Below are 21,003 nucleotides of genomic sequence, written 5' to 3'. Positions count from 1 at the left end.
TGTGTGATCGAGATCTGCAGGTCGCGTCACGCTGGGGACGCGTTCACGGAGATCACGTTGGCGTCGAGAGGCGCGCTGCGGCAGTGTCAGGCGAAGTCTTTCAGGATCTCGCCAATGCCTGCTGGAGACAGCTCAAGCCCCAGCGACGTTCCTGGGTTGACAACGACGCCGTAGCCGCCCGGCACGCGTTTCAGCACCTCCAGCATCTGCATGCGGAGTGTGTGCGGTGCCTGCTGGTTGTGGAACCCCACGCGCTCCATGTGGGTGAACACCGCTATGTGCAGGGTGCCCTGCTTGTCGAACAGCAGCGGATCGAAGCCGCTGCCGTCGGGGGTGACCAGGCTGCCGGTAAGCAGCACCACGTCCGAGGCGACGAAAGCCTTCATGAAGGCGCCGATCGGGGTGCTTCCGTCCATGGCGGATTGGAGAAGGATTTCGATCGGGGTCAGGGGGGCGAGCTCGGTCATGGGGCCATTCTACCCTTCCGGTAGCCACCGACCGTTGGTCGGTGGCCGGTGTGTACCGACCAACGGTCGGTACCTACCGGGAAAGACGTTCCGTCCTTGTCTGCTGATCCACCACTGCCTTGGCCAGCTCAGCTTCCAGCGCCTTCTGGTTCACCGCCGCATCCAGCAGGTACACCTTCACCCCATGCGCGGGGACGTCAGCTTTCAGGCTCTGCTTGACCGCCAGGCTGCCGCCGCCCAGCGCATCACGCCAGGTGCCCGGCTGCAGGTAGCGGCTCACCTCGAACGTGCTGGCGGTGTCGCCCTTGTTGAGCAGCACCAGCGCGGTCTGCGCGGTGTCGCCGTGCTGCAGTACCCGGTAGAACACAGCCTGGTCGCCCTGCAGCCGCTCGTTGACCTGCAGCCCGCGCTGCAGGGCCGGGGTCGCCTCGCGCAGCTTGGCGATCCGCTGCAGCGGCCCGAAGATCGGGCTCTGTGGGGCGGCATCCACGCGCGGCTGGCCGAAGTAGGCGCGGTTGCCCGCGTGCTCGGCGCGGCTGCGCATGAAGCCGGTTTCCGAGCCGTAATAAAGCACCGGAATACCACGCGCGGTGAACAGCCAGTTGTGCGCGTCGATGAAGCCGTTGTCGGTGGCATCCAGCCGCGCCATGTCGTGGTTGTCGTAGAAGCTCATCAGCTCGTACGGATTGGCGTATGGCCCACCCACCAGGTGCAGCGGCTCGGCCAGCGCCTCGAAGCCCTTCTGCTCCTTGCCGAACACGCTGGACATCGCGCCACGCAGCGGGAAATCGAGCACGCTCACGTTGGCGTTGCTCGGCCAGGTGTGCTCGGCGATCTTGCTGGCGTCATAGTCGAACGCCTCGCCGAACATGAACATGTCCGGATGCTCGGCGCGGATCCGGTTGACGAACGCATGCCACCACGGGTGCGGCAGCCAGCCGATGGTATCGATGCGCAGCGCATCCACGCCCTGCGCGGTCCACTGCAGGTAGGCGCCCACCAGGTAGTCCATCACCGCCGGATTGTCCTGGTTGAAGTCGGCCAGCTCGGCCAGGTTGCCGTCGAAGATCGAGCCCTTGTCCGCATCGACCGGGCCGATGGTGTTGTAGAACGCGTGCAGCGGGTTGTGCTTCGGGTCCAGCCGCTGCGGCGGCAGGTTCTGGTGGTCGGCGATGAGTGTGCCGTCCTTGTCGAAGATCTGGCCGAACTGCGGCTGCTTCACCGGCATGGTCCAGGCCGGCGAACCGTGGTTGCCGACGATGTCCAGCACCACCTTCAGTCTGGCATCGTGCAGGCCGCGGGTGAGCCCGGCGAAGTCCAGGTCCGCGCTGGGCAGGTGCTCGTCGAGTTTGTAGAAGTTGATGCCCCAGTAGCCGTGGTACCCGGTCTTGCCGCGGTCGGTCAGGGTACTGGTGCAGCTGATCGGCTTGCTGCCGGTGAAGGCTTCATCCGGGTTGTCGATGATCGGGGTGATCCACACCGCGCCGAAACCGAGGTTGCGGATGTAGTCGGCATTGTCGAGCACGCCCTTGAAGTCGCCCCCCAGGTAGCCGATGTTGCCGTCGACCTTGTCCGGGCACGGCACCGGAATATCGAAGGTGCGGTGCTTGCCGCCCTGGTCGCGGTGGTCGTTGGACGGGTCACCGTTGACGAAGCGGTCGGTGACCACGAAGTACACCGCATCGCTGGCGAACGGCTCCAGCGTGCCCACGTACTCGGGGCGCGGCGCGGCAACGGCATTGCCGGCCAGCAGTGCGAACGAAAGGCCCAGCCACAAACGCGAACGAGACAGCATCAGACAACCTCCTGGTGGGACGGTACCCGCAGCACGCACAACCCGGCGATCAACAGGCTGACGCCCCCCAGCGCCAGCACGTGCATCGGGTTGCCGCCCAGCCACAGGCGCAGGATGAAACCGAGCGCGCTGGCCGCGACCAGCTGCGGAATGACGATGAAGAAATTGAACAGGCCCATGTACACGCCCATCTTGGCCGCCGGCACGCTGTCGGACAGCAGCGCATACGGCAGCGACAGGATCGAGGCCCAGGCGAAACCGACCCCGACCATCGACAGCAGCAGCCATTTCGGGTCGTCGATCAGCATCAGCGAGATCAACCCGAGGCCGCCCAGCCACAGGTTGACCAGGTGGCTCAGGCGCAGGCCAAGCAGCCGCACCATCAGCGGAATCAACAGCGCGGCGAGTGCGGCAAAGCCGTTGTACGCGCCGAAGAGCACGCCCACCCAGTTGGCGCCCTCGTTGTAGGCGGCCGACGCCGGATCGGTGGAGCCGAAGTGGGTACCGGCCACGGCGGCGGTGGTGTATATCCACATCGCGAACAGCGCGAACCACGAGAAGAACTGCACCCACGCCAGGCGGCGCATGGTGCGCGGCATGCTGCGCAGGTCATCGACGATGGTGGCCAGCATGTGCGGGCCCGGCAGCACCCGCGCCACGCCGAGCAGCAGGCCGTAGGCGATGCACAGCCCGGCCAGCACGTAGAGCATCTTGTCGCCATTGCGCCAGGCGATGGCCGCAGCCAGCGCCAGGCCGATCGCGATCCAGCCGCCGATCCGCAGCATCGGCGGCGGCCCGGCGACAGGCGCGGCCTGGTGCACGGCAGGCGGCTCGGCGTCGTCGAAGCTGGCCAGCTCGGCCGGCGAGTACTCGCGGGTGCTGAACACGGTCCAGGCAATCGAGGCCAGCAGCACCACCGCGCCGAAGTAGAACGCGTAGCGCACGGTCGGCGGCACCTCGCCGGCGGCAGCGGTATTGGCCACGCCGAAGTGCGCCAGGATGAACGGCAGGAAGCTGGCCACGATGGCGCCCACGCCGATGAAGAAACTCTGCATCGCATAGCCGGTCGGCCGCTGGCGCGGGGCCAGCTTGTCGCCGACAAATGCGCGGAACGGCTCCATCGAGACGTTGATCGAGGCATCCAGCACCCACAGCGTGCCCGCCGCGATCCACAACGTGGGCGAGTTCGGCATCACCAGCAGGGCCAGCGTGGTGAACACCGCGCCGATCATGAAGTACGGGCGGCGGCGGCCCCAGCGGGTCCAGGTGCGGTCGGACAGATAACCGATGATGGGCTGCACCAGCAACCCGGTCAGCGGTGCCGCGATCCATAACCCGGGCACGGCGTCCATCGGCGCGCCCAGTGTTTCGAAGATGCGGCTGGCGTTGGCGTTCTGCAGGGCAAACCCGAACTGGATCCCGAGGAAGCCGAAGCACATGTTCCAGATCTGCCAGAACGACAGGGTCGGCTTGGCGGTGCGGCTCATCGGGTGGCCTCCGCGCCGCCGGCCACCGGCGCGAGCAGCAGCGCGCGGACGTTGGCCGCGTTGAGCACGCCGTCGCGGCCGCCCTTGCCACCGTTGTACTGGGCGAAGTGTTCCAGTGCGCTCATGTTGAAGCCAGGTTCCAAGGTGAAACGGCAGCTGCCCTTGGGCAGATCGAATTCGGCGGCGGTGGAATCCTGCGGGCCGACGCTGTGCGGCATCACGATGGTGGCGCGCTGGACTGGCTGGCCTGCACATTGGACGGCCAGCTGCTTCACGGCAGCGGTGACGCCGGTGTTGATCGGACCGTTCGGGTTGTCGTAGTCCAAGCGGATGCGCACGCGGGTCGGCTTGGCAGCAGTCCAGGCCCACTGGGTTGCGCCCGGCAGGCGCTGCTGCGGGCCGATGCAGGTCATCGGGCTGTGCAGGGATTCGAGGGCGCCTTCGCGACGGGTGAGGCTGAAGCAGTGCTGGTGGCCGTCGTTGGTGACCGTGTGGGGGGCGGAGCTGCCCACCGGGCTACCGTCCTGCCAGAGCTGGTGGTTGGCGGGGATGGCGATCGTCCAGGTGTTGCCGCGCTTCTTTGGTGCCGGGGCGACGGGGGTGGCCGGGGCGAAGGCGCTGGGGTTTGCCGGGTCTGCGTGGAAGGCAGACACGCGTGGCGTGTCCCTGCGCGGCTCGAGCTGGACGGTTACGGTGCTGCCCTTGCGCTTGATCGTTCCTGCTACGAGCAGGTCGCCTTCGAGCGTGCGCGGGCGCTTGAGGATGTAGCGGTTGGTGCCGTCGTCGAGCTCGATGCTGTCGCGCTTGCCGAACAGCTGCGGGACCAGCGCCACCGGCAGCTTGGGCGCGACGGTGCCGTTGGCTTCGACCCCGAACACGCCTTCAAGCACCATCGAGAGGTAGCCGGCAACCGACCACAGCTGGCGGGGCGAGTTCACCACCGGGCCGCTCAAGGAGCCTTCGTCGACATGCACGGCCAGTGTGCGCATCTCGTAGTTCTCCATGTTCGAGCCGGCCAGCGCGCTGCCGCGCATCAGCGATTCGATCTCGCGCTGGATGCGCGTGACATCATCCACCTTGCGTGCCGCCCGCAGCGAGTAAGCGCTGACGAACGGCCACACCGCGCGGTTGTGGTAGATCGGCTGCTGCGCTTCCTGCGGCCACACCACCGGGCTGCCGCCTTCCACATACGGGTAGTTGGCCAGCGACCGGCGCGCGCGCTCGGCCGGGAACACGTCGGCCAGCACGCCCAGCGAGATGCCCAGCAGGTCGTACTTGGCATAGGGCACCGGGTGGGCCGCTTCGCCGATGTAACTCATGTACATGCCGGCGTCTTCGCGCCAGAAGCGCGCCTCGATCTGCCTGGCCAGTGCCTCGGCCCAGCCCGCGTACTGGTCGGCGCGCGGATCGCGCAGCTCGCGCGCGTAGGTTTCGGCCAGCCGCAGCGCCTGGTAGTGCAGCACGTTGGTGGACAGCGCGAAGGACTCGCCGATGAAACGCACGTCCTGGCGGGTCCAGTCCGGGTAGGTCTGCTCGCGCCAGTCCAGGAACGAGGTCTCACCGCGATACAGGCCAGTGCGCGGGTCGAACACCATCGCACGGTCCTGTGCCAGGGTGGCTTGCAGCGCCTGCCAGGTCCCGGTCATGAAACTGGAACTGTCGTGCACGCTGCGCGCAGCCAGGAACCAGACCACCCGGTCGCTGCTGATCGGCCAGCTGCCACCGGAACCGGTGTCCTGCGCCACGAACAGACCGGGGGTAATCCCGTCGCGGGCCTTGGACAGCTTGAACTGCAGCGAGTTGCGGACGCGGATCGGCTCCAGGCGGCTCAATGCCAGGTCGGCGGCAAAGCTCACATCGCGCGTCCACACGTAGGGCCAGCGCTCGCCGGTCTGGAAGCACTCGCAGTCCACCGGGTTGCCAAAATTGAACGCCGGGTCGCGGATCGCATCGACACGGTCGGCGGACAGCTCCTCCTGGGCCAGCGCAAACAGCGCATCGAACATCAGGCTGCCGGTGCGGCTGTGCATCGGCTGGGCGGTGATCGCCAGTTGCCTGCCATCGGCCAGCAGCTGGAAGCTGCCATCGGCGGCGGCGGTGGCACGCGCGGTGCGGCCATCGAATGTGAGGTCCGCCGCGGTAGCGGTGGACACCAGCGCCGCCCAAAGGGCAGCGGTCAGGCAGATCGTTTTCAGCATCGAAAAGCGGCGGACCGGCTTGCGCCCGTCGGCCTTCCTCCCTTCTTGCACGCGGTATGGTTCGCCAGCGCCGGAGCGCTGTCGTCGCGGCCCCCTCCCAGGGTGCCTGCCTGCATGGTAGGCGACGACCGTCGCCCGCCGCACTGCACAGATGACATCGGTGCCCGCTTGCATACGTATTCATGGCGTGGCGCGGTGAGGCCGTGGCACGCGTGGCTATAGTCCGGGGCGGATATGCACTGCCCTGGGAGGGGAAATGCCCCTGGATTTGCCGTTGTTGCGCGCGCTTGCCGCGCCCCGCCCGCTGGCCTGGCTGGCACTGTCGTTGCTGGTCTGGATCACCGCCGCACACGCTGAACCGGTCACGGTGGCCAGCGCCAGCTCACCCGGCGACATACTGAAGGTCTCGCTGCAGCTGGATGGCGGCACCCCGAGTTACCGGGTCGAGCGCCTGGGTCAGACCGTGGTGGCCGACTCCAGGTTGGGCTTCCAGCTGCGCGACGGCCGCCTGGACCGGGACCTGGCGGTGCTCGGGCAGGACACGCGCAGCGTCGATGACTCCTGGGAGCAGCCGTGGGGCGAGCGCCGCAGCGTGCGCAACCACTACAACGAGATCACCGTGCACCTGGTCGAGCGCAGCGGAGCCAAGCGCCGGCTGGACGTGGTGTTCCGCCTCTACGACGACGGCCTGGGCTTCCGCTACCACTTCCCGCAGCAGCCGGGCCTGCGCGAAGCGATCATCGATGATGAGCTGACCGAATTCGCCATTGCCCCGCAATCCACCGCCTGGTGGATTCCCGCTGGCGAGCCGATACATTACGAATACCTGTACCAGCGCACGCCATTGGACCAGGTGCCGCTGGCACATACCCCGCTCACCCTGCGCAGCCGCGACGGGCTGCACGTGGCGATTCACGAGGCGGCGCTGGTCGATTACGCCGGCATGTGGCTGCGGCGCACCGAGGGCCAGCGCCTGCGCGCGCAGCTGTCGCCGTCGGCCGAAGGCTGGAAGGTGCGCCGCACCCTGCCCTTCGATACGCCCTGGCGCACGCTGCAGATCAGCGACACCGCCGGCGGACTGGTGGAATCGAACCTGATCCTCAACCTCAACGAACCCAACGCGCTGGGTGACGTGAGTTGGGTCAAGCCGTCCAAGTACCTGGGCGTGTGGTGGTCGATGCACCTGGATCAAGAAAGCTGGGCCACCGGCCCGAAGCATGCGGCGACCACGGCAAAGACGCAGAAGGTGATCGACTTCGCCGCCAGGCATGGCTTCCGCGGCGTGCTGGTGGAAGGCTGGAACCCGGGCTGGGATGGCAACTGGGTCGGCAACGGCTACGCCTTCGATTTCACCCGCGCCACCCCGGACTTCGACATCGAGGCGCTGTCGGCGTACGGCGCCAGAAAGGGCGTGCACCTGATCGGGCACCACGAAACCGGCTGTGCGATCGAGCACTATGAAGACCAGCTGGGCGCGGCCCTGGACCTGTATGCGCGGCTGGGCGTGGATTCGTTCAAGAGCGGCTATGTCTGCGACGACGGCCAGGTGGACCGGCGCAATCCGGCCGGCGGCCCGCTGTGGCGCGAGTGGCACGACGGCCAGTTCATGGCCCGCCATCACCTGAAGGTGGTGCAGGAGGCAGCCAAGCGCCACATCGCGGTGAACCCACACGAGCCGATCAAGGACACCGGGCTGCGCCGCACCTACCCGAACTGGATCTCGCGCGAAGGTGCGCGCGGCATGGAGTACAACGCCTGGGGCCAGCCGCCGAACCCGCCCGAACACGAGGTCAACCTGGTGTTCACCCGGCTGCTGTCCGGACCGATGGACTACACCCCGGGCATTCTCAGCCTGAAGGGTCGCCACGGCCAGGCCATCCCCAGCACGCTGGCCCGCCAGCTGGCGCTGTACGTGGTGATCTACAGCCCGATCCAGATGGCCGCCGACCTGCCCGAGCATTATGAACAGCACCGCGAGGCGTTCCGCTTCATCGAGGACGTGGCCGTGGACTGGGACGACACCCGCGTGCTCGATGGCGAAGTGGGCGACTACGTCACCATTGCGCGCAAAGACCGCCACAGCCGCGACTGGTTCCTGGGCAGCATCACCGATGAGCATGGGCGTTCGCTGCCGGTGCCGCTGTCGTTCCTCGAGCCGGGCGTGCGTTACCGCGCCGAGATCTACCGCGACGGCGACGGCGCCGATTACCAGCGCAACCCGTTCGCGTTCAAGCGCGAAATCCGCGAGGTCAGCAGTGCCGACACCTTGAACATCGTGCTGGCACCAGGCGGCGGGCAGGCGATCCGGTTTGTTCCCATGTAAGTGCGTAACGACCAACGGTCGTCACCTGCCGCCCCGAATGGCTGGTAGCGCACGACCGTTGGTCGTGCGTCCGATTGTCCGATGTAACCGATTCCATGCAAGGCATCTGCATTGAATACGTATGCAGGGTGATTCGCCGCGCGAACGCGCTGCCTACCATAGCCACGCAGTCGACAGCCACCGCGCCGAGACGCGCCCGGATCTTCCGGGCCACCACAATTCAGTTTGGCAACATTGCCTGGGAGGGGAAAATGTTGAATCGCAAGCGCAGCGCGCTGAGTATCGCGCTGGCCGTCGCCCTGACGCCGTCATTGGCGTTGGCGCAGTCCACCACCACCACCGCGCCGCCCGCCGGTACCGCCGCCACCGACCTGGACACCGTGCAGGTCACCGGCATCCGCCGCGGCATTGAAAACGCCATTGCGATCAAGCAGGACGCCACTTCGGTGGTCGAGGTGATCTCGGCCGAAGACATCGGCAAGCTGCCGGATGTGAGCATCGCCGAATCACTGGCCCGCCTGCCCGGCCTGGCCGCACAGCGCGTGGCCGGCCGTGCCCAGGTGATCAGCGTGCGCGGCCTGTCGCCCGATTTCGCCACCACCCTGCTCAACGGGCGTGAAGTGGTCAGCACCGGCGACAACCGCAGCGTGGAGTTCGACCAGTACCCGTCCGAACTGGTCAACGGCGTGACCGTGTACAAGACCCCGGATGCGGCGCTGGTCGGCCAGGGCCTGTCGGGCACCATCGACATGCAGACCGTGCGCCCGCTGGCGTTCGGCGAGCGCGTGATCGCGCTCAGCGGCCGCTATTCGAAGAACTCACTGGGCAAGGCCGCCAACGTGGATGCGTTCGGCAACCGCTTCAGCGCCAGCTATATCGACCAGTTTGCCGATAACACCTGGGGCATCGCGCTGGGCTACGCGCACAGCGACAACCCGATCCAGGAGAACCAGGTCGGCCTGTACGAGCCGTGGACCACCGAGCAGACCGACCAGGGCAACCGCCCCGGCGTGGCACCAGGCACCGCGTTCTCCGACGGCATCAAGGCGCTGCGCCGCACCGGCAACGCCAAGCGTGACGGCTACATGGCCACCGTGCAGTTCCGCCCGTCCAACGTGTGGACCAGCACGCTGGACATGTTCCATACCGAAGCCGAGCAGATCGACACCGCCAACCAGTTCGAGGTCAACCTCAGCAACTACAACGGCGGCTACACCCCGGGCCTGCTGATCAGCAATCCACAGGTGAACGGCAACGGCACCTTCACCGGCGGCACCGCCAGCGGCGTGTACCCGCTGGTGCGCGGCATGTACAACAAGCGCGAAGACAAGATCGACGCGTTCGGCTGGAACAACGAGCTGACCTTCGACAGCTTCAAGCTCACCGCCGATGTGAACTACTCGAAGGCCACCCGCGATGAGCTGAACCTGGAAAACAACCTCCAGCTCACCCCGATGCCGCAGCTGGACACCATCGGGCTGACCGTCAACCCGGACGGCTTCTCGCAGATTCGCCCGGGCCTGGATTATTCCAATCCCGAAGCGCTGTACCTGACCAACACCATCTACGGCTCGGGCTATGGCAAGGTGCCGCAGGTCGAGGATCGCCTCAAGGGCGGGCGCCTGCAGGGCACGTTCAACATGCCCGAATCGCTGTCGTGGTTCCAGGATGTGGACGTGGGCGTGAACTATGCCGACCGCCGCAAGGAAAAGACCCAGGCCGAAGGCAACATCCTGCTCGGCGCCCAGGGCGACGCCAACGTCGGCGGCGACCTGCAGTACGCACCGGTCAACCTGGGCTTTGCCGGCATCGGCTACATCCCGGCCTGGAACGTACCGGCCGCGGTCGATCGCTACATGACGTTCAACCCGGTCACCAACCTGGACTACCTGATTCCCAAGTCCTGGGTGGTGCAGGAAAAGACCACTACGGCCTGGGTGCGCGCCAACATCAATACCGACATCGGTGACGTAGGCGTGCGCGGCAACATCGGCGTGCAGATGATCACCACCGACCAGAGCTCGCAGTCGAACTACTTCGACCGCTCGCGTCCGGCCGGCCAGGAAGTCCTGCCGATCGATGAAGGCAAGAAGTACACCGACTGGCTGCCAAGCCTGAACCTGGCGTTCCTGTTCCCGCACCAGCAGACCCTGCGCTTCGCGGTGGCCAAGCAGGTCGCGCGCCCGCGTGTCGATCAGATGCGCGCGGGCCTGGAATTCGGCGTCGATACGGCCACCGGCAAGCCGGGCGGCAGTGGCGGCAACCCGCTGCTGGATCCGTGGCGCGCCAACGCCATCGACCTGTCGTACGAAAAGTACTTCGGTGAGAAGGCTTATGTGGCAGCGGCAGTGTTCTACAAGGACCTGAAGAGCTACGTGTACACCCAGTCGGTGGACGACTACGACTTCAGCAACCTGCTGGCCAACTACGTGCCGCCGCCGGGCATGATCGCGCCGGTGCAGACCATCGGGACCTTCTCGGCGCCGCAGAACGGCGAAGGTGGCACCCTGCGTGGCCTGGAACTGACCGCCTCGTTCCCGCTGGAGATGCTGGCCGACCCGCTGCTTGGATTTGGCGTTCAGGCCAGCGCGACCTTCAACGACAGTGACATCAAGATCCTGGACCCGGAAAGCGCCTCCAGCGTCGGCACCGATCCGATCAGCCTGCCGGGCCTGTCCAAGCGCGTGTACAACTTCACCGCCTATTACGAGCGCAACGGGTTTGAAGCGCGCGTGAGCCAGCGTCGACGTTCGGACTTCATCGGTGAAATCGGCAACTTCAACGGCAACCGCACCCTGCGTTACGTGGTGGGCGAGAACGTGACCGACGCGCAGGTGAGCTACACCTTCGCCGACGACAGCGCGCTGCACGGCCTGACCCTGCTGCTGCAGGGAAGCAACCTGACCAACGAGCCGTACCGCACCTACGCCGGCACCAAGGATCGCCCGCTGGAATACATCGAGTGGGGCCGTACCTACATGCTGGGTGTGAACTACAAGTTCTGATCCCTGTGTAGAAGCAGGAACGAAGAACCCGCTGCGCGAGCAGCGGGTTTTTTTGTTATGGGTCAGTGGTGAATCAAACGCGGCTGCCGGTGAATCGAGCGCCGGTTCGCCTCCAAGGGTATGGCGACCCGGCACTCGATCCACCGGCGTTGCACCCCGCCTTCTGCTTTTCCATCACTAACCGCAAGCCTTGCCCCGTCGCGGCCGGCAGGCTCCTGGCAAAGTAAAGGAGGAGGCCGTCGCCGCAGGGCGACCGCCGGGGGACATTTGCACAGGGGCCTGCCGGCCGCGGCGGGGCCCTCAACGCTCGCGATGAACCTGATCGAAGAAAAAAGGGCGGAGCCTTGCGGCCCCGCCCATCAATACCACCGGAAATCGTGTATCAGGCGCGGCGTGCGCAATACATCGCCTGTGCCGGCAGGTGCAGCGTTGCCCCATCGGCCTGCCCTGCATCCGGGCCTGGCACATGCAATGCGTGCCACTGCCCTTCCGGCAACGTCACCTGGGTCGCCTCGCCCGACAGGTTGAACGCCAGCAGCAGCGTCTCGCCCGCGTGCACGCGTTCGAACATCAGCACCGGCTCGGCCGTGTCCAGGAACCGGATGTCGCCCAGCAGCAAGGTCGGCATCGTGCGGCGCCAGGCCAGGAACTGGCGGAACGCGTTCAACACCGAATGCGGATCGTGCTCCTGCACGGCGACCGCGCTGGCCTGGTGCTCCTGCGGAATCGGCAGCCACGGCTCACCCGTGGTGAATCCGGCCAGCGGCGCGTCCAGCCACGGCATCGGCGTGCGGCACCCGTCGCGGCCCTTGAAGTTCGGCCAGAAGGTGATGCCATACGGGTCCTGCAGCGCTTCGAACGGCACATCGGCTTCGCCCAGGCCCAGCTCTTCACCCTGGTACAGGCAGATCGAACCGCGCAGCGAACACAGCACCGCCACCAGCAGGCGCGCCAGCCGCGGCTGCGCCGGGTGCCCGCCCCAGCGGGTCACTGCACGCTCCACGTCGTGGTTGGAGATCGCCCAGCACGGCCAGCCTTCGGTCATGGTCGCTTCCAGGCGCGACACGGTGTCGCGGATGTACGCAGCGCTGTAATCCTTGACCAGCAGTTCAAAGCTGTAGCCCATGTGCAGGCGGCCCGGCGCGGTGTATTCGGCCGTGGTCGCCAACGAGTCCTCGGCGGAGATCTCGCCCAGGCTGACCGCGCCCGGGTACTCGTCCAGCAGCGCGCGCAGGCGCTCGATGAACGGCAGGTTCTCCGGCTGGGTGTTGTTGTAATAGTGGTACTGGTAGGCGTACGGGTTGTCGGTGCTGAAGCCCCGGCCCAGGCGCTTTTCCAGCGGCTTGGCCGGGTTGTCGCGCAGCTGCTTGTCGTGGAAGCAGAAGTTGATCGAATCCAGGCGGAAGCCATCCACGCCGCGGTCCAGCCAGAACCGCACGTAGTCCAGGGTGGCCTGCTGCACGGCCGGATTGTGGAAATCCAGGTCCGGCTGGTCGGCCAGGAAGTTGTGCAGGAAGTACTGCTCGCGGCGCGGCTCCCACTGCCAGGCCACGCCCCCGAAGATGGACATCCAGTTGTTGGGCGGGGTGCCGTCCTCGCGCGGGTCGGCCCACACGTACCAGTCCGCCTTGGGATTGGTGCGGTCCTGGCGGCTCTCGCGGAACCAGGCGTGCTCGATCGAGGTGTGGCTGAACACCTGGTCGATCATCACCTTCAGACCCAGCGCATGCGCCTTGGCCAGCAACCGGTCGAAATCTGCCAGAGTGCCGAACAGCGGGTCCACATCGCGGTGGTCGGCGATGTCGTAGCCGAAGTCGGCCATGGGCGAGGTGAAGAACGGCGAAATCCAGATCGCGTCCACCCCCAGCGAGGCCACGTAGTCCAGGCGCTCAATGATGCCGGGCAGGTCGCCCACGCCATCACCGTTGGCATCCAGGAAACTGCGCGGGTAAATCTGATAGATGACGGCACCGCGCCACCATGGAGTCTGCGTCATCGAGGGCCCCCCTCCGGGCTTCCAGGGCGCCCTCCCAGGGCGCCAGAACGTACCCGACAAGCTTAGCGGCGCACCCCCGGCGGTGGCGGCGCTTGCATACGTATTCACGCCCTGCCTGGCTGCTGGAAGGCCTTCGCGGGCGGAATACGTCCGCACCGCCTATAATTCCGCCCAAGCCTGAAAGTCAGACCGCATGACCATCACCGAAGACACCCGCCCCGCGCTGGGCCTGCCCCAGATCCAGTCGCTGGCCGCGCCCGACATGGCCGCCGTGGATGCGCTGATTCGCCGCCGACTGTCCTCGGATGTCGTGCTGATCAACCAGATCGCCGACCACATCATCTCCGCCGGCGGCAAACGCCTGCGGCCGATGCTGGTCATGCTCGCCGGCCACGCGGTCGGCCAGGCCGGCCCGGAGCACCACCAGCTGGCGGCGATCATCGAGTTCATTCACACCTCGACCCTGCTGCACGACGACGTGGTGGACGAATCCAGCCTGCGGCGCGGCCGCAGCACCGCCAACGCGCTGTGGGGCAATGCGCCCAGCGTTCTGGTCGGCGATTTCCTGTACTCGCGCAGCTTCCAGCTGATGGTCGAACTGGACCGCATGCAGGTCATGCAGATCCTGGCCGATACCACCAACCGCATCGCCGAAGGCGAAGTCCTGCAGCTGCTCCACGTACACAACCCCGACACCGATGAAGCCGCCTACCTGCGCGTGATCGAACGCAAGACCGCCGTGCTGTTCGCCGCCGGCACCCGCCTGGGCGCACTGGCCAGCGGCGTGGACGCGGCCACCCAGCAGGCCCTGTACGATTACGGCATGCACCTGGGCTACGCGTTCCAGATCGCCGACGATGTGCTGGACTACTCGGCCAACGCCGACGAGCTGGGCAAGAACCTGGGCGACGACCTGGCCGAAGGCAAGGCGACCCTGCCGCTGATCCACGCCATGGCCCATTCCGATGCCACCACCCGCGAGCGCCTGCGCGGGATCGTGCAGAACGGCGACGCCGATGCGATGCCGGAAGTGCTGGCCGCCATCCACGCCACCGGCGGGCTGGAATACAGCCGCCGCCGCGCCGAGGAATATGCCGACGCCGCCGAGCGCGCGCTCGATGGCCTGGCCGACAACGATGCCGTGGCCGCGCTGCGCGGCCTGGCCCGCTACGCGGTGCAGCGCTCGCATTGAGGCATTCGCGCGACGAACAACGGTATGCCCGCCATCCTGTTGGGCACCCTTCGGGCCGTCGCTTCGCATCGTTGCGAACGGCTCCTGCCGTTCTTTTCGTCGGCTACCGAGGGTTACGACGGTAGGTCACGACCGTTGGTCGTGACCCCGTCCGCAGCGAAATCACCGCCGCTCGAACAACCCTTCAAAGAACGTATCCAGGCTCTTCCACGCCCGCTTCGCCGCCCGCTCGTTGTACAGGCAGCCCGGCGGGTTGTTGGCATCGGCTTCGGCAAAGCAGTGCACCGCCCCGCTGTAGTTGGTGAACTCCCAATCGACCTTGGCTGCGTTCATCTCCTGCTCGAAGCTGGCGATGTCCTCCTTGCTGATGCCCTTGTCGTCGGCGCCATTGAGCACCAGCACTGACGGATGCGTGCCACCGGCCTTGGCCGGCAACGGCGAACCCAGCCCACCATGCAGGCTGACCACGCCAGCCAGCGGCGCACCGGCACGGGCCAGCTCCAGCACCGTGGTGCCGCCGAAGCAGAATCCGACCGCGCCGATCCTGGTGGCATCCAGCGGCGCATTGCCGGCCTGGGCCTTGAGCACCTCCAGCGCCTTGAGCGCGCGGGCACGCAGCACCGGGCGGTCATTGCGCAGCTGGGTCGCCACCGGGCCGGCCTCGGCGTCGGTCTTCGGGCGCACGCCCTTGCCGTACACGTCGGCCACCAGCACCACGTAGTCATCACCGGCCAACTGCTTGGCCTTGGCGATGGCCGACTCGTTCACGCCCTTCCAGTTCGGCACCATCACCAGGCCGGGGCGCTTGTCGTTGTCTTCGTCGTCGTACACCAGCACCCCGCTGAAGGTGGTGCCTTCGTGCTTCCACTCCACCGGCTTGGCCTGCATCGCCGCCATCGCCGGCAACGCCGTCATGCCAAGCACCAGTGCCGCACCCCACTGCCATTGCTGCTTCATGCGCCTGCTCCTTCGGGGAAAGGCACACTGTACCGGGTCGCTCGACCAAGGATCGTAGTGACACGCCATGCGTGTCACAGCCAGGCCCGGCGCGGTCGCGAACCGACCTGCGTGGCTGCGACCAGTCAGGCGATCCCAATCCCCGGGATGGCGGTGATCTGGTCCGGGTCGAACCCGGCCAGCTCGGCGAAATGGCGGCCGCGGGCGACGTAATCGCGGTACACGCCGTAGCTCGGCGCGCCCGGCGACATCAACACCACCCCGCCCTGCCCACCCAGCGCGGCCTGCGCCAGACGGACCGCTTCATCCAGGTCCCCCGCCGCATGCAGGCCGAACCGCCCGGCATCGGCCAGCGGCTGCAGCAGCGCATGGATACGCGGGCCATTGGCGCCCATGGTGACGATCTCCACCGGCGGCACGTCGTGCGCCATGTGGCCCACGAAATCGTGCCAGTCCAGCCCCCGGTCATGCCCGCCCACCAGCAGCGCGATGCGCTGGCCGGTAAAGCATTCCAGCGCCGCCAGGCTGGCGTGCGGGGTGGTGCTGATGGAATCGTTGACGAAGCGCAGGCCCTCGCGGTTGCCGATGGTCTGCAGGCGGTTGGGCAGCGGCCGGAAATCCTGCACCGCCGGCGCAAGCGCCACCGCATCCAGACCCAGCGCCTCGATCGCCGCCAGCACCGCGCACAGGTTGCCGCGGTTATGCCGGCCGGGCAGCGGGGTGTTCGCGGTATCGAACACCTGCTGCCCACCGCGATACACCCACTCGCCGCGCATGTGCCAGCCCTGCGGCTGGTTGAACCACACCACCTCGCTGTCCGGCAGCGACAGCGCGGCCAAGTGCGGATCCGCCGCGTTGAGCACGGCGATGCGGGGTGCCGCGCCGGTCACCAGCGCCAGCTTGTCCTGGATGTAGCGTGCTTCGCTGCCGTGCCAGTCCAGGTGCTCGGGGAACAGGTTCAGCACCACCGCCACCTGCGGGTGCGCCCCGCTGCGCGCCACTTCGGCGGTCTGGTAACTGGACAGTTCCACCGCCCAGTAATCCGGTGCCGGCTGCGGGTCCAGCACCTCCAGCAGCGGCAGGCCGATGTTGCCCACCAGCCCGGTCCGCGCACCCGATGCGCGCAGCAGGTGCGCCAGCAGCGAGGTGGTGGTGCTCTTGCCCTTGGTGCCGGTCACGCACACGGTATCGCGCACGGTGCCTTCGGCATCGGCGTGCTCGGCAAACCACAGCGACGTACCCCCGATGAACTGCGTGCCCTGCGCAGCCGCCGCGACCGCAGCCTCGCCATAGGGGCTGATCCCCGGCGACTTGATCACCACCTCGAACCCGGCCAGTGACGCACTGCTGACATCCGAACGCACCTGCAGTGCATCGCCGGCCTCGGCGCGCGCGGCAGCGGCTTCGGACTCAGGACAGAACAAGGTGAGCGCCAGGCCCGGCAGGCGCTGGCGCAGCACGGCGAATGCCGCACGCCCCTCACGCCCCCAGCCCCATAGCGCTACGCGCTTGCCTTCAAGCTGCGAAATTCGCACGCAGGCGCTCCCAGATCGCCGCTGGGATCCGGTGCTCGCCTTCCAGCACCAGCAACGGTTCGATCCGCAGTTCGGCGCCGTCCAGCTGCGGCTGGATCTCCTGGATGAAACGCTTCACCAGCGCGTCCTCGTTCCATTCCGGACGCGCTGCCAGGGTGGCCATCGCCGCACGCGATTCGCGGCCTTCGCCCACGCATTCGAACGGCTTGTGGTCCTGGAATTCCAGCAGCGCATCGAAGCCGCCAGCCTGTTCCATGTCGTCCAGCAGGTTACGGCCGAAGATGCGCACCAGCCGGGTCTTGGGCATGAACGGGGCAAGCGCCAGGAACACGAAATGGCATTTCGGGCAGACACCGCACCAGCGGTTCACCGGACGCTCGCCCAGGATATGGAAGTTGCGGTTGCAGCTGGAGAAGTGCGCGTCGTAGAAGTCGGTCTTCGCGAACTGGCGCGCCACCGCCAGCTCCGACAGCGGGCGCAGCAGCGAGTAGTAATGCAGGTCAGCCGCCACGTGCTTCTCAAGGTGTTCGCCAAAAGCCTGCTCGAAGGCCCAGCCCTTGGACCACTGGTGGTTCACTTCACCGGTTCCCGGAATCTGGCTGCCGTAGCTGGCCGAACGTTCGTTGGAAAACACCACCTGGTCCACGCCCTGCAGCAGCGAGGCCAGCACCATGATCGCCGAGTTCACTGCGGTGACCGGGATATGCCCGTTCCAGGCGCCCTGGCGGTTGAGTTCGAACAGCTCCGGGGCCAGCGTGCGGCCGATGTTGAGCATCGGCAGGCCGGTGCGTTCGGCGCAGGCGCGGATCAGCTGCGAACCGCCGATCCAGGTCACCGTTTCGGGAATGCCCAGCGTGCGCAGCGCTTCAATGCTGACCAGCGAATCCTTGCCGCCGCCAATGGCCACCAGTGCGTGCCCGCGCAGGCCCACGGCCGGCGCGTTGAACGCCGGGCCGTCCACCGGCAGGCGGAACCGCCCGCGCAGGTTCAGCCCGTTGCGGTAGGCGAACTCGCCCAGCCCGTTGAGGTACACCGTTTCCACCAGCGCGGCGGTATCGGCATCGATGCTGTAGCTGTCGATCCGGACCTGCTCGGGTACCGCGGCCTTGTAATAGCTGACGCCTGCGAACAGGTGCAGCAGGCGCAGCGCCCGCTGCACGGCCTCGGCACGAGCGCCGTCCAGCACGAACGGCGCACCGGGAATGCTGACCGTCTCGACCAGCTCCGGGCCGTCGTCGAAGGCATAGACCAGCTGTGCCACACCGGTATCCGCGGCGAAGTCGCAACGGACGAAGCGGAAACAGGCAACCTGGTGTTTATCGAAAGCAGTCATGGCGTATCCGGTGAGGCATTAAGGGAAACCAGCGGGAGGCGCTCAAGGCACATCGTCGATGATGTCCTCGCGCGGCAGCTCGCGCTGGTTGTAGGTGTTGGCCATGACGTACCCGTAGGCGCCGGCATCGGCGATCAGCATCACATCGTCCGGCGCGGTGGAGACCGGCAGCCGGCGGCGCTTGCCGAATACATCGCTGGATTCGCAGATAGGGCCGACCACGTCGAACAATGCCTCGGCATACCCACCCAGGCGGCTGAGGTTCTCGATGTCGTGCCAGGCGTCGTACAGCGCCGGGCGCATCAGCGTGTTCATGCCCGCATCCAGGCCTACGCGCCGGATGCCGTCCTTCTCCACCACCTGGGTGGCAGTAGTGAGCAGAACGCCCGATTCGGCCACCAGGTAGCGACCCGGTTCGATCGCCAGGCGGAACGCGGGGTGCACCGCCTTGACCTCGGCAAGACCGGCGGCCCAGGCGTCGAGGTCGAAGGGCTCGTCGTCATCGCTGTATGGAATGGGCAGCCCGCCGCCGATATCGATGGTTTCCACGCTGCCGATCCGGCGCGCGAACCCGGCCAGTTCGTCGCACATCAGGCGCCAGTGCTGCGCCGTTTCCACGCCGCTGCCCAAGTGCGCGTGCAGGCCGACCACGCGGGTGCCGAGGTCTTCGGCCAGGCGCACGAACTCGTCCACGCGGGCGATCGGCAGGCCAAACTTGGAATCCTTGCCACCGGTGCGGACCTTGGCGTGATGGCCTTCGCCACGGCCCAGGTCCACGCGCAGCCACAGCTCGCGGTTGCGGAACAGGTCCGGCCAGCGCTGCAGCGCTTCCACGTTGTCCACAGTGACCGTCACGCCCAGCGCGAACGCCGCTTCGTATTCGGTGCGCGGCGCGAAGCTCGGGGTGAACAGCACCCGGCGCGGCGACAGCGTCGGCAGCACGTTGAACACGTGCTTGAGTTCGCCATGCGATACGCATTCCAGGCCGAAGCCTTCCTGCTCCAGCAGCTCCAGGATGGCCGGGTGGCTGTTGGCCTTGATCGCATAGTAACGCTGGTCGATCGGCTTGATCGCAGCCAGCGCACGGGCGCGCGCGCGCACCGTGCCCAGGTTGTACACGTAGCGCGGCGTACCGGCCTGGGCCAGGTGCAGCAGGTGCTCGCGCTGGCCCCGCCACCAGGCGGTTTCGCGCGGGCGGATGGTGCCGGCGATCTCACGCCAGCGCGGGCCGAACACCTCGCCCTCTTCCACCGGCATGGCACCGCTGTCGATCAGCTCGGCGTGCAGGATCGGCAGCAGGCCGTCGGCGTCGGCCTCGTCGATGACGAAGGTCAGGTTGAGGTCGTTGGACGACTGCGAAATCATGTGCACGCGCTCGCGCCCGAAGGTCGCCCACACGTCCGACAGCTTGTGCAGCAGCGACCGCATGCCGCGGCCGACCAGGGTGATCGCCGCGCACGGCACGATGATCTTGACCTTGCAGATCTGCGACAGGTCAGCCGACAGCGCGGCCAGCACATCGGTATTGACCAGGTTTTCGGACGGATCCAGCGACACGGTGACGTTGGTTTCGGCCGAACCGATCAGGTCCACCGACAGCCCGTGCTTCTTGAACAGCCCGAACACGTCGGCCAGGAAGCCGACCTGCTGCCACATGCCGATGCCTTCCATCGACACCAGCACGATGCCGTTGCGGCGGCTGATCGCCTTCACCCCCGGCACCGGTGCAGCGTTGCCGTCGATGCTGGTGCCCGGCAGCTCCGGGCGTTCGGTGTCCAGGATCGCCATCGGCACGCCGGCATCGCGGCACGGCTTGATCGAACGCGGGTGCAGCACCTTGGCGCCGGTGGTGGCGATTTCCTGGGCCTCGTAATAATCCAGGCGGGTCAGCAGGCGGGCATCGGGCACGTCCTTCGGGTTGGCGCTGAACATGCCCGGCACGTCGGTCCAGATTTCCACGCGGCTGGCGCCCAGCAGCGCGCCGAAATATGCGGCCGAGGTATCCGAACCGCCGCGGCCAAGGATGGCGGTGCCGCCATCGGCGTGGCGCGAGATGAACCCCTGGGTGATCAGCATGCGGGTCGGCTGGGCGCGGAAGCCGGCCGCCCACTCAGCGTCCGAACGCCACTGGCAATTCACCGACAGGCGTTGCGACCAGTCGCTCTGGTTGGGCTGGGGCGGCAGCGCCTGCAGCCACTCACGGGCGTCCATCCAGCCGAAATCCAGGCCGCTGGCGCGCAGGTAGGCCGCGCCGATGGTGGAGGACAGCAGTTCGCCCTGGCCCAGCACGTCGGCCTGCCATTCCAACGGGCGCGCGGCCGCGCGCGGCTCGTCCAGCAGGGCCTGCAGTGCGGCCAGGCGCACATCCAGCGCGCTGGGGTCGAGCTCGAGCTCGGCCAGGAACTCACGGTGGCGGGCCACCAGCGCATCCACGCGGGCGCGGCTGTCGGCGGCGCCATCGGCGATCGCGGTCAGTTCATTGGTCACCCCGGACAGGGCCGACACCACCACCAGCACGCGCGCACCAGTTTCTTCCGCACGTTTTTTCGCCAGCTTCCCGATCGTGTCCCAGCGGTGACGACGCGACACGGAGGTGCCGCCGAACTTCAGTACGATCCAGCGATCGACAAGGGGGGAAGCTGACATGGAGGTAGGAATGGGTAGGTAGTGGGGGGATCGACCCGGCACGCCGGGCCGAACCTCTGATTCTATGCC

At 67.0% G+C, this 21,003-nt stretch carries 12 protein-coding genes; 3 read left to right on the top strand and 9 right to left on the bottom strand.

Annotated elements, in window-relative coordinates; translation table 11 throughout:
• Nucleotides 1-86: 86 nt before the first annotated feature.
• The 4 genes from ACGFZ3_RS01675 to ACGFZ3_RS01660 form a co-directional block, all read right to left on the bottom strand.
• Nucleotides 87-467 (bottom strand): SseB family protein, encoded by a 381-nt coding sequence (locus ACGFZ3_RS01675; RefSeq protein ID WP_392915529.1) that lies wholly within the window; start codon nucleotides 465-467, stop codon nucleotides 87-89.
• A gap of 73 nt (nucleotides 468-540) precedes the next feature.
• Entirely contained in the window at nucleotides 541-2,262 is a 1,722-nt protein-coding gene (locus tag ACGFZ3_RS01670; RefSeq protein ID WP_392915527.1) for an alpha-amylase family glycosyl hydrolase, read from the bottom strand.
• Complete coding sequence (locus tag ACGFZ3_RS01665; RefSeq protein WP_392915524.1) at nucleotides 2,262-3,749, bottom strand: MFS transporter; 1,488 nt, start codon at nucleotides 3,747-3,749, stop codon at nucleotides 2,262-2,264. The genes ACGFZ3_RS01670 and ACGFZ3_RS01665 overlap by 1 nt, the downstream gene beginning before the upstream one ends.
• On the bottom strand, nucleotides 3,746-5,947 hold the full coding sequence (locus tag ACGFZ3_RS01660) for a Six-hairpin glycosidase-like protein (protein WP_392915521.1): 2,202 nt from the start codon (nucleotides 5,945-5,947) through the stop codon (nucleotides 3,746-3,748). The genes ACGFZ3_RS01665 and ACGFZ3_RS01660 overlap by 4 nt, the downstream gene beginning before the upstream one ends.
• 256 nt (nucleotides 5,948-6,203) lie before the next feature.
• Here ACGFZ3_RS01660 and ACGFZ3_RS01655 point away from each other — a divergent pair, with 256 nt between their 5' ends.
• Complete coding sequence (locus ACGFZ3_RS01655; RefSeq protein WP_392915519.1) at nucleotides 6,204-8,270, top strand: glycoside hydrolase family 97 protein; 2,067 nt, start codon at nucleotides 6,204-6,206, stop codon at nucleotides 8,268-8,270.
• Between the two features lie 251 nt (nucleotides 8,271-8,521).
• On the top strand, nucleotides 8,522-11,275 hold the full coding sequence (locus ACGFZ3_RS01650; RefSeq protein ID WP_392915516.1) for a TonB-dependent receptor: 2,754 nt from the start codon (nucleotides 8,522-8,524) through the stop codon (nucleotides 11,273-11,275).
• A gap of 382 nt (nucleotides 11,276-11,657) precedes the next feature.
• Here ACGFZ3_RS01650 and ACGFZ3_RS01645 read toward each other — a convergent pair whose 3' ends face one another.
• On the bottom strand, nucleotides 11,658-13,271 hold the full coding sequence (locus ACGFZ3_RS01645) for an alpha-amylase family glycosyl hydrolase (protein ID WP_392915513.1): 1,614 nt from the start codon (nucleotides 13,269-13,271) through the stop codon (nucleotides 11,658-11,660).
• A gap of 193 nt (nucleotides 13,272-13,464) precedes the next feature.
• Between ACGFZ3_RS01645 and ACGFZ3_RS01640 the strand changes: the two genes are divergently transcribed.
• Nucleotides 13,465-14,463, top strand: coding sequence for a polyprenyl synthetase family protein (locus ACGFZ3_RS01640; RefSeq protein ID WP_392915509.1), 999 nt, complete (start codon nucleotides 13,465-13,467; stop codon nucleotides 14,461-14,463).
• 162 nt (nucleotides 14,464-14,625) lie between these two features.
• Here the strand turns inward: ACGFZ3_RS01640 and ACGFZ3_RS01635 are convergent, their stop codons facing one another.
• The 4 genes from ACGFZ3_RS01635 to ACGFZ3_RS01620 form a co-directional block, all read right to left on the bottom strand.
• The gene (locus ACGFZ3_RS01635; protein WP_392915507.1) at nucleotides 14,626-15,420 is read right to left on the bottom strand and encodes a dienelactone hydrolase family protein; all 795 of its coding nucleotides are present in this window, start codon (nucleotides 15,418-15,420) and stop codon (nucleotides 14,626-14,628) included.
• A 125-nt stretch (nucleotides 15,421-15,545) separates the two neighbouring features.
• The gene (murD, locus tag ACGFZ3_RS01630) at nucleotides 15,546-16,955 is read right to left on the bottom strand and encodes a UDP-N-acetylmuramoyl-L-alanine--D-glutamate ligase (protein ID WP_392915504.1); all 1,410 of its coding nucleotides are present in this window, start codon (nucleotides 16,953-16,955) and stop codon (nucleotides 15,546-15,548) included.
• Nucleotides 16,936-18,288, bottom strand: coding sequence for a UDP-N-acetyl-alpha-D-muramoyl-L-alanyl-L-glutamate epimerase (gene murL, locus ACGFZ3_RS01625; protein ID WP_392915502.1), 1,353 nt, complete (start codon nucleotides 18,286-18,288; stop codon nucleotides 16,936-16,938). The genes murD and murL overlap by 20 nt, the downstream gene beginning before the upstream one ends.
• A gap of 42 nt (nucleotides 18,289-18,330) precedes the next feature.
• Nucleotides 18,331-20,934, bottom strand: coding sequence for a bifunctional aspartate kinase/diaminopimelate decarboxylase (locus ACGFZ3_RS01620; protein ID WP_392915499.1), 2,604 nt, complete (start codon nucleotides 20,932-20,934; stop codon nucleotides 18,331-18,333).
• Between the last annotated feature and the right edge of the window lie 69 nt (nucleotides 20,935-21,003).

Source organism: Stenotrophomonas sp. NPDC047960, from assembly GCF_043204395.1.
In the GTDB taxonomy this organism is placed as follows: domain Bacteria; phylum Pseudomonadota; class Gammaproteobacteria; order Xanthomonadales; family Xanthomonadaceae; genus Stenotrophomonas.
Note: the sequence above shows the minus strand (reverse complement) of the source record. Positions and strands in the feature narration are given on the sequence as shown.

What these genes read in the sequence shown, in the direction of transcription:
- ACGFZ3_RS01675 (WP_392915529.1), bottom strand. Translation starts at nt 467, where the DNA reads ATGACCGAGCTCGCCCCCCTGACCCCGATCGAAATCCTTCTCCAATCC.
- ACGFZ3_RS01665 (WP_392915524.1), bottom strand. Translation starts at nt 3,749, where the DNA reads ATGAGCCGCACCGCCAAGCCGACCCTGTCGTTCTGGCAGATCTGGAAC.
- ACGFZ3_RS01655 (WP_392915519.1), top strand. Translation starts at nt 6,204, where the DNA reads ATGCCCCTGGATTTGCCGTTGTTGCGCGCGCTTGCCGCGCCCCGCCCG.
- ACGFZ3_RS01640 (WP_392915509.1), top strand. Translation starts at nt 13,465, where the DNA reads ATGACCATCACCGAAGACACCCGCCCCGCGCTGGGCCTGCCCCAGATC.
- murL (WP_392915502.1), bottom strand. Translation starts at nt 18,288, where the DNA reads ATGACTGCTTTCGATAAACACCAGGTTGCCTGTTTCCGCTTCGTCCGT.
- ACGFZ3_RS01660 (WP_392915521.1), bottom strand. Translation starts at nt 5,947, where the DNA reads ATGCTGAAAACGATCTGCCTGACCGCTGCCCTTTGGGCGGCGCTGGTG.
- ACGFZ3_RS01620 (WP_392915499.1), bottom strand. Translation starts at nt 20,934, where the DNA reads ATGTCAGCTTCCCCCCTTGTCGATCGCTGGATCGTACTGAAGTTCGGC.
- ACGFZ3_RS01670 (WP_392915527.1), bottom strand. Translation starts at nt 2,262, where the DNA reads ATGCTGTCTCGTTCGCGTTTGTGGCTGGGCCTTTCGTTCGCACTGCTG.
- ACGFZ3_RS01650 (WP_392915516.1), top strand. Translation starts at nt 8,522, where the DNA reads ATGTTGAATCGCAAGCGCAGCGCGCTGAGTATCGCGCTGGCCGTCGCC.
- ACGFZ3_RS01645 (WP_392915513.1), bottom strand. Translation starts at nt 13,271, where the DNA reads ATGACGCAGACTCCATGGTGGCGCGGTGCCGTCATCTATCAGATTTAC.
- ACGFZ3_RS01635 (WP_392915507.1), bottom strand. Translation starts at nt 15,420, where the DNA reads ATGAAGCAGCAATGGCAGTGGGGTGCGGCACTGGTGCTTGGCATGACG.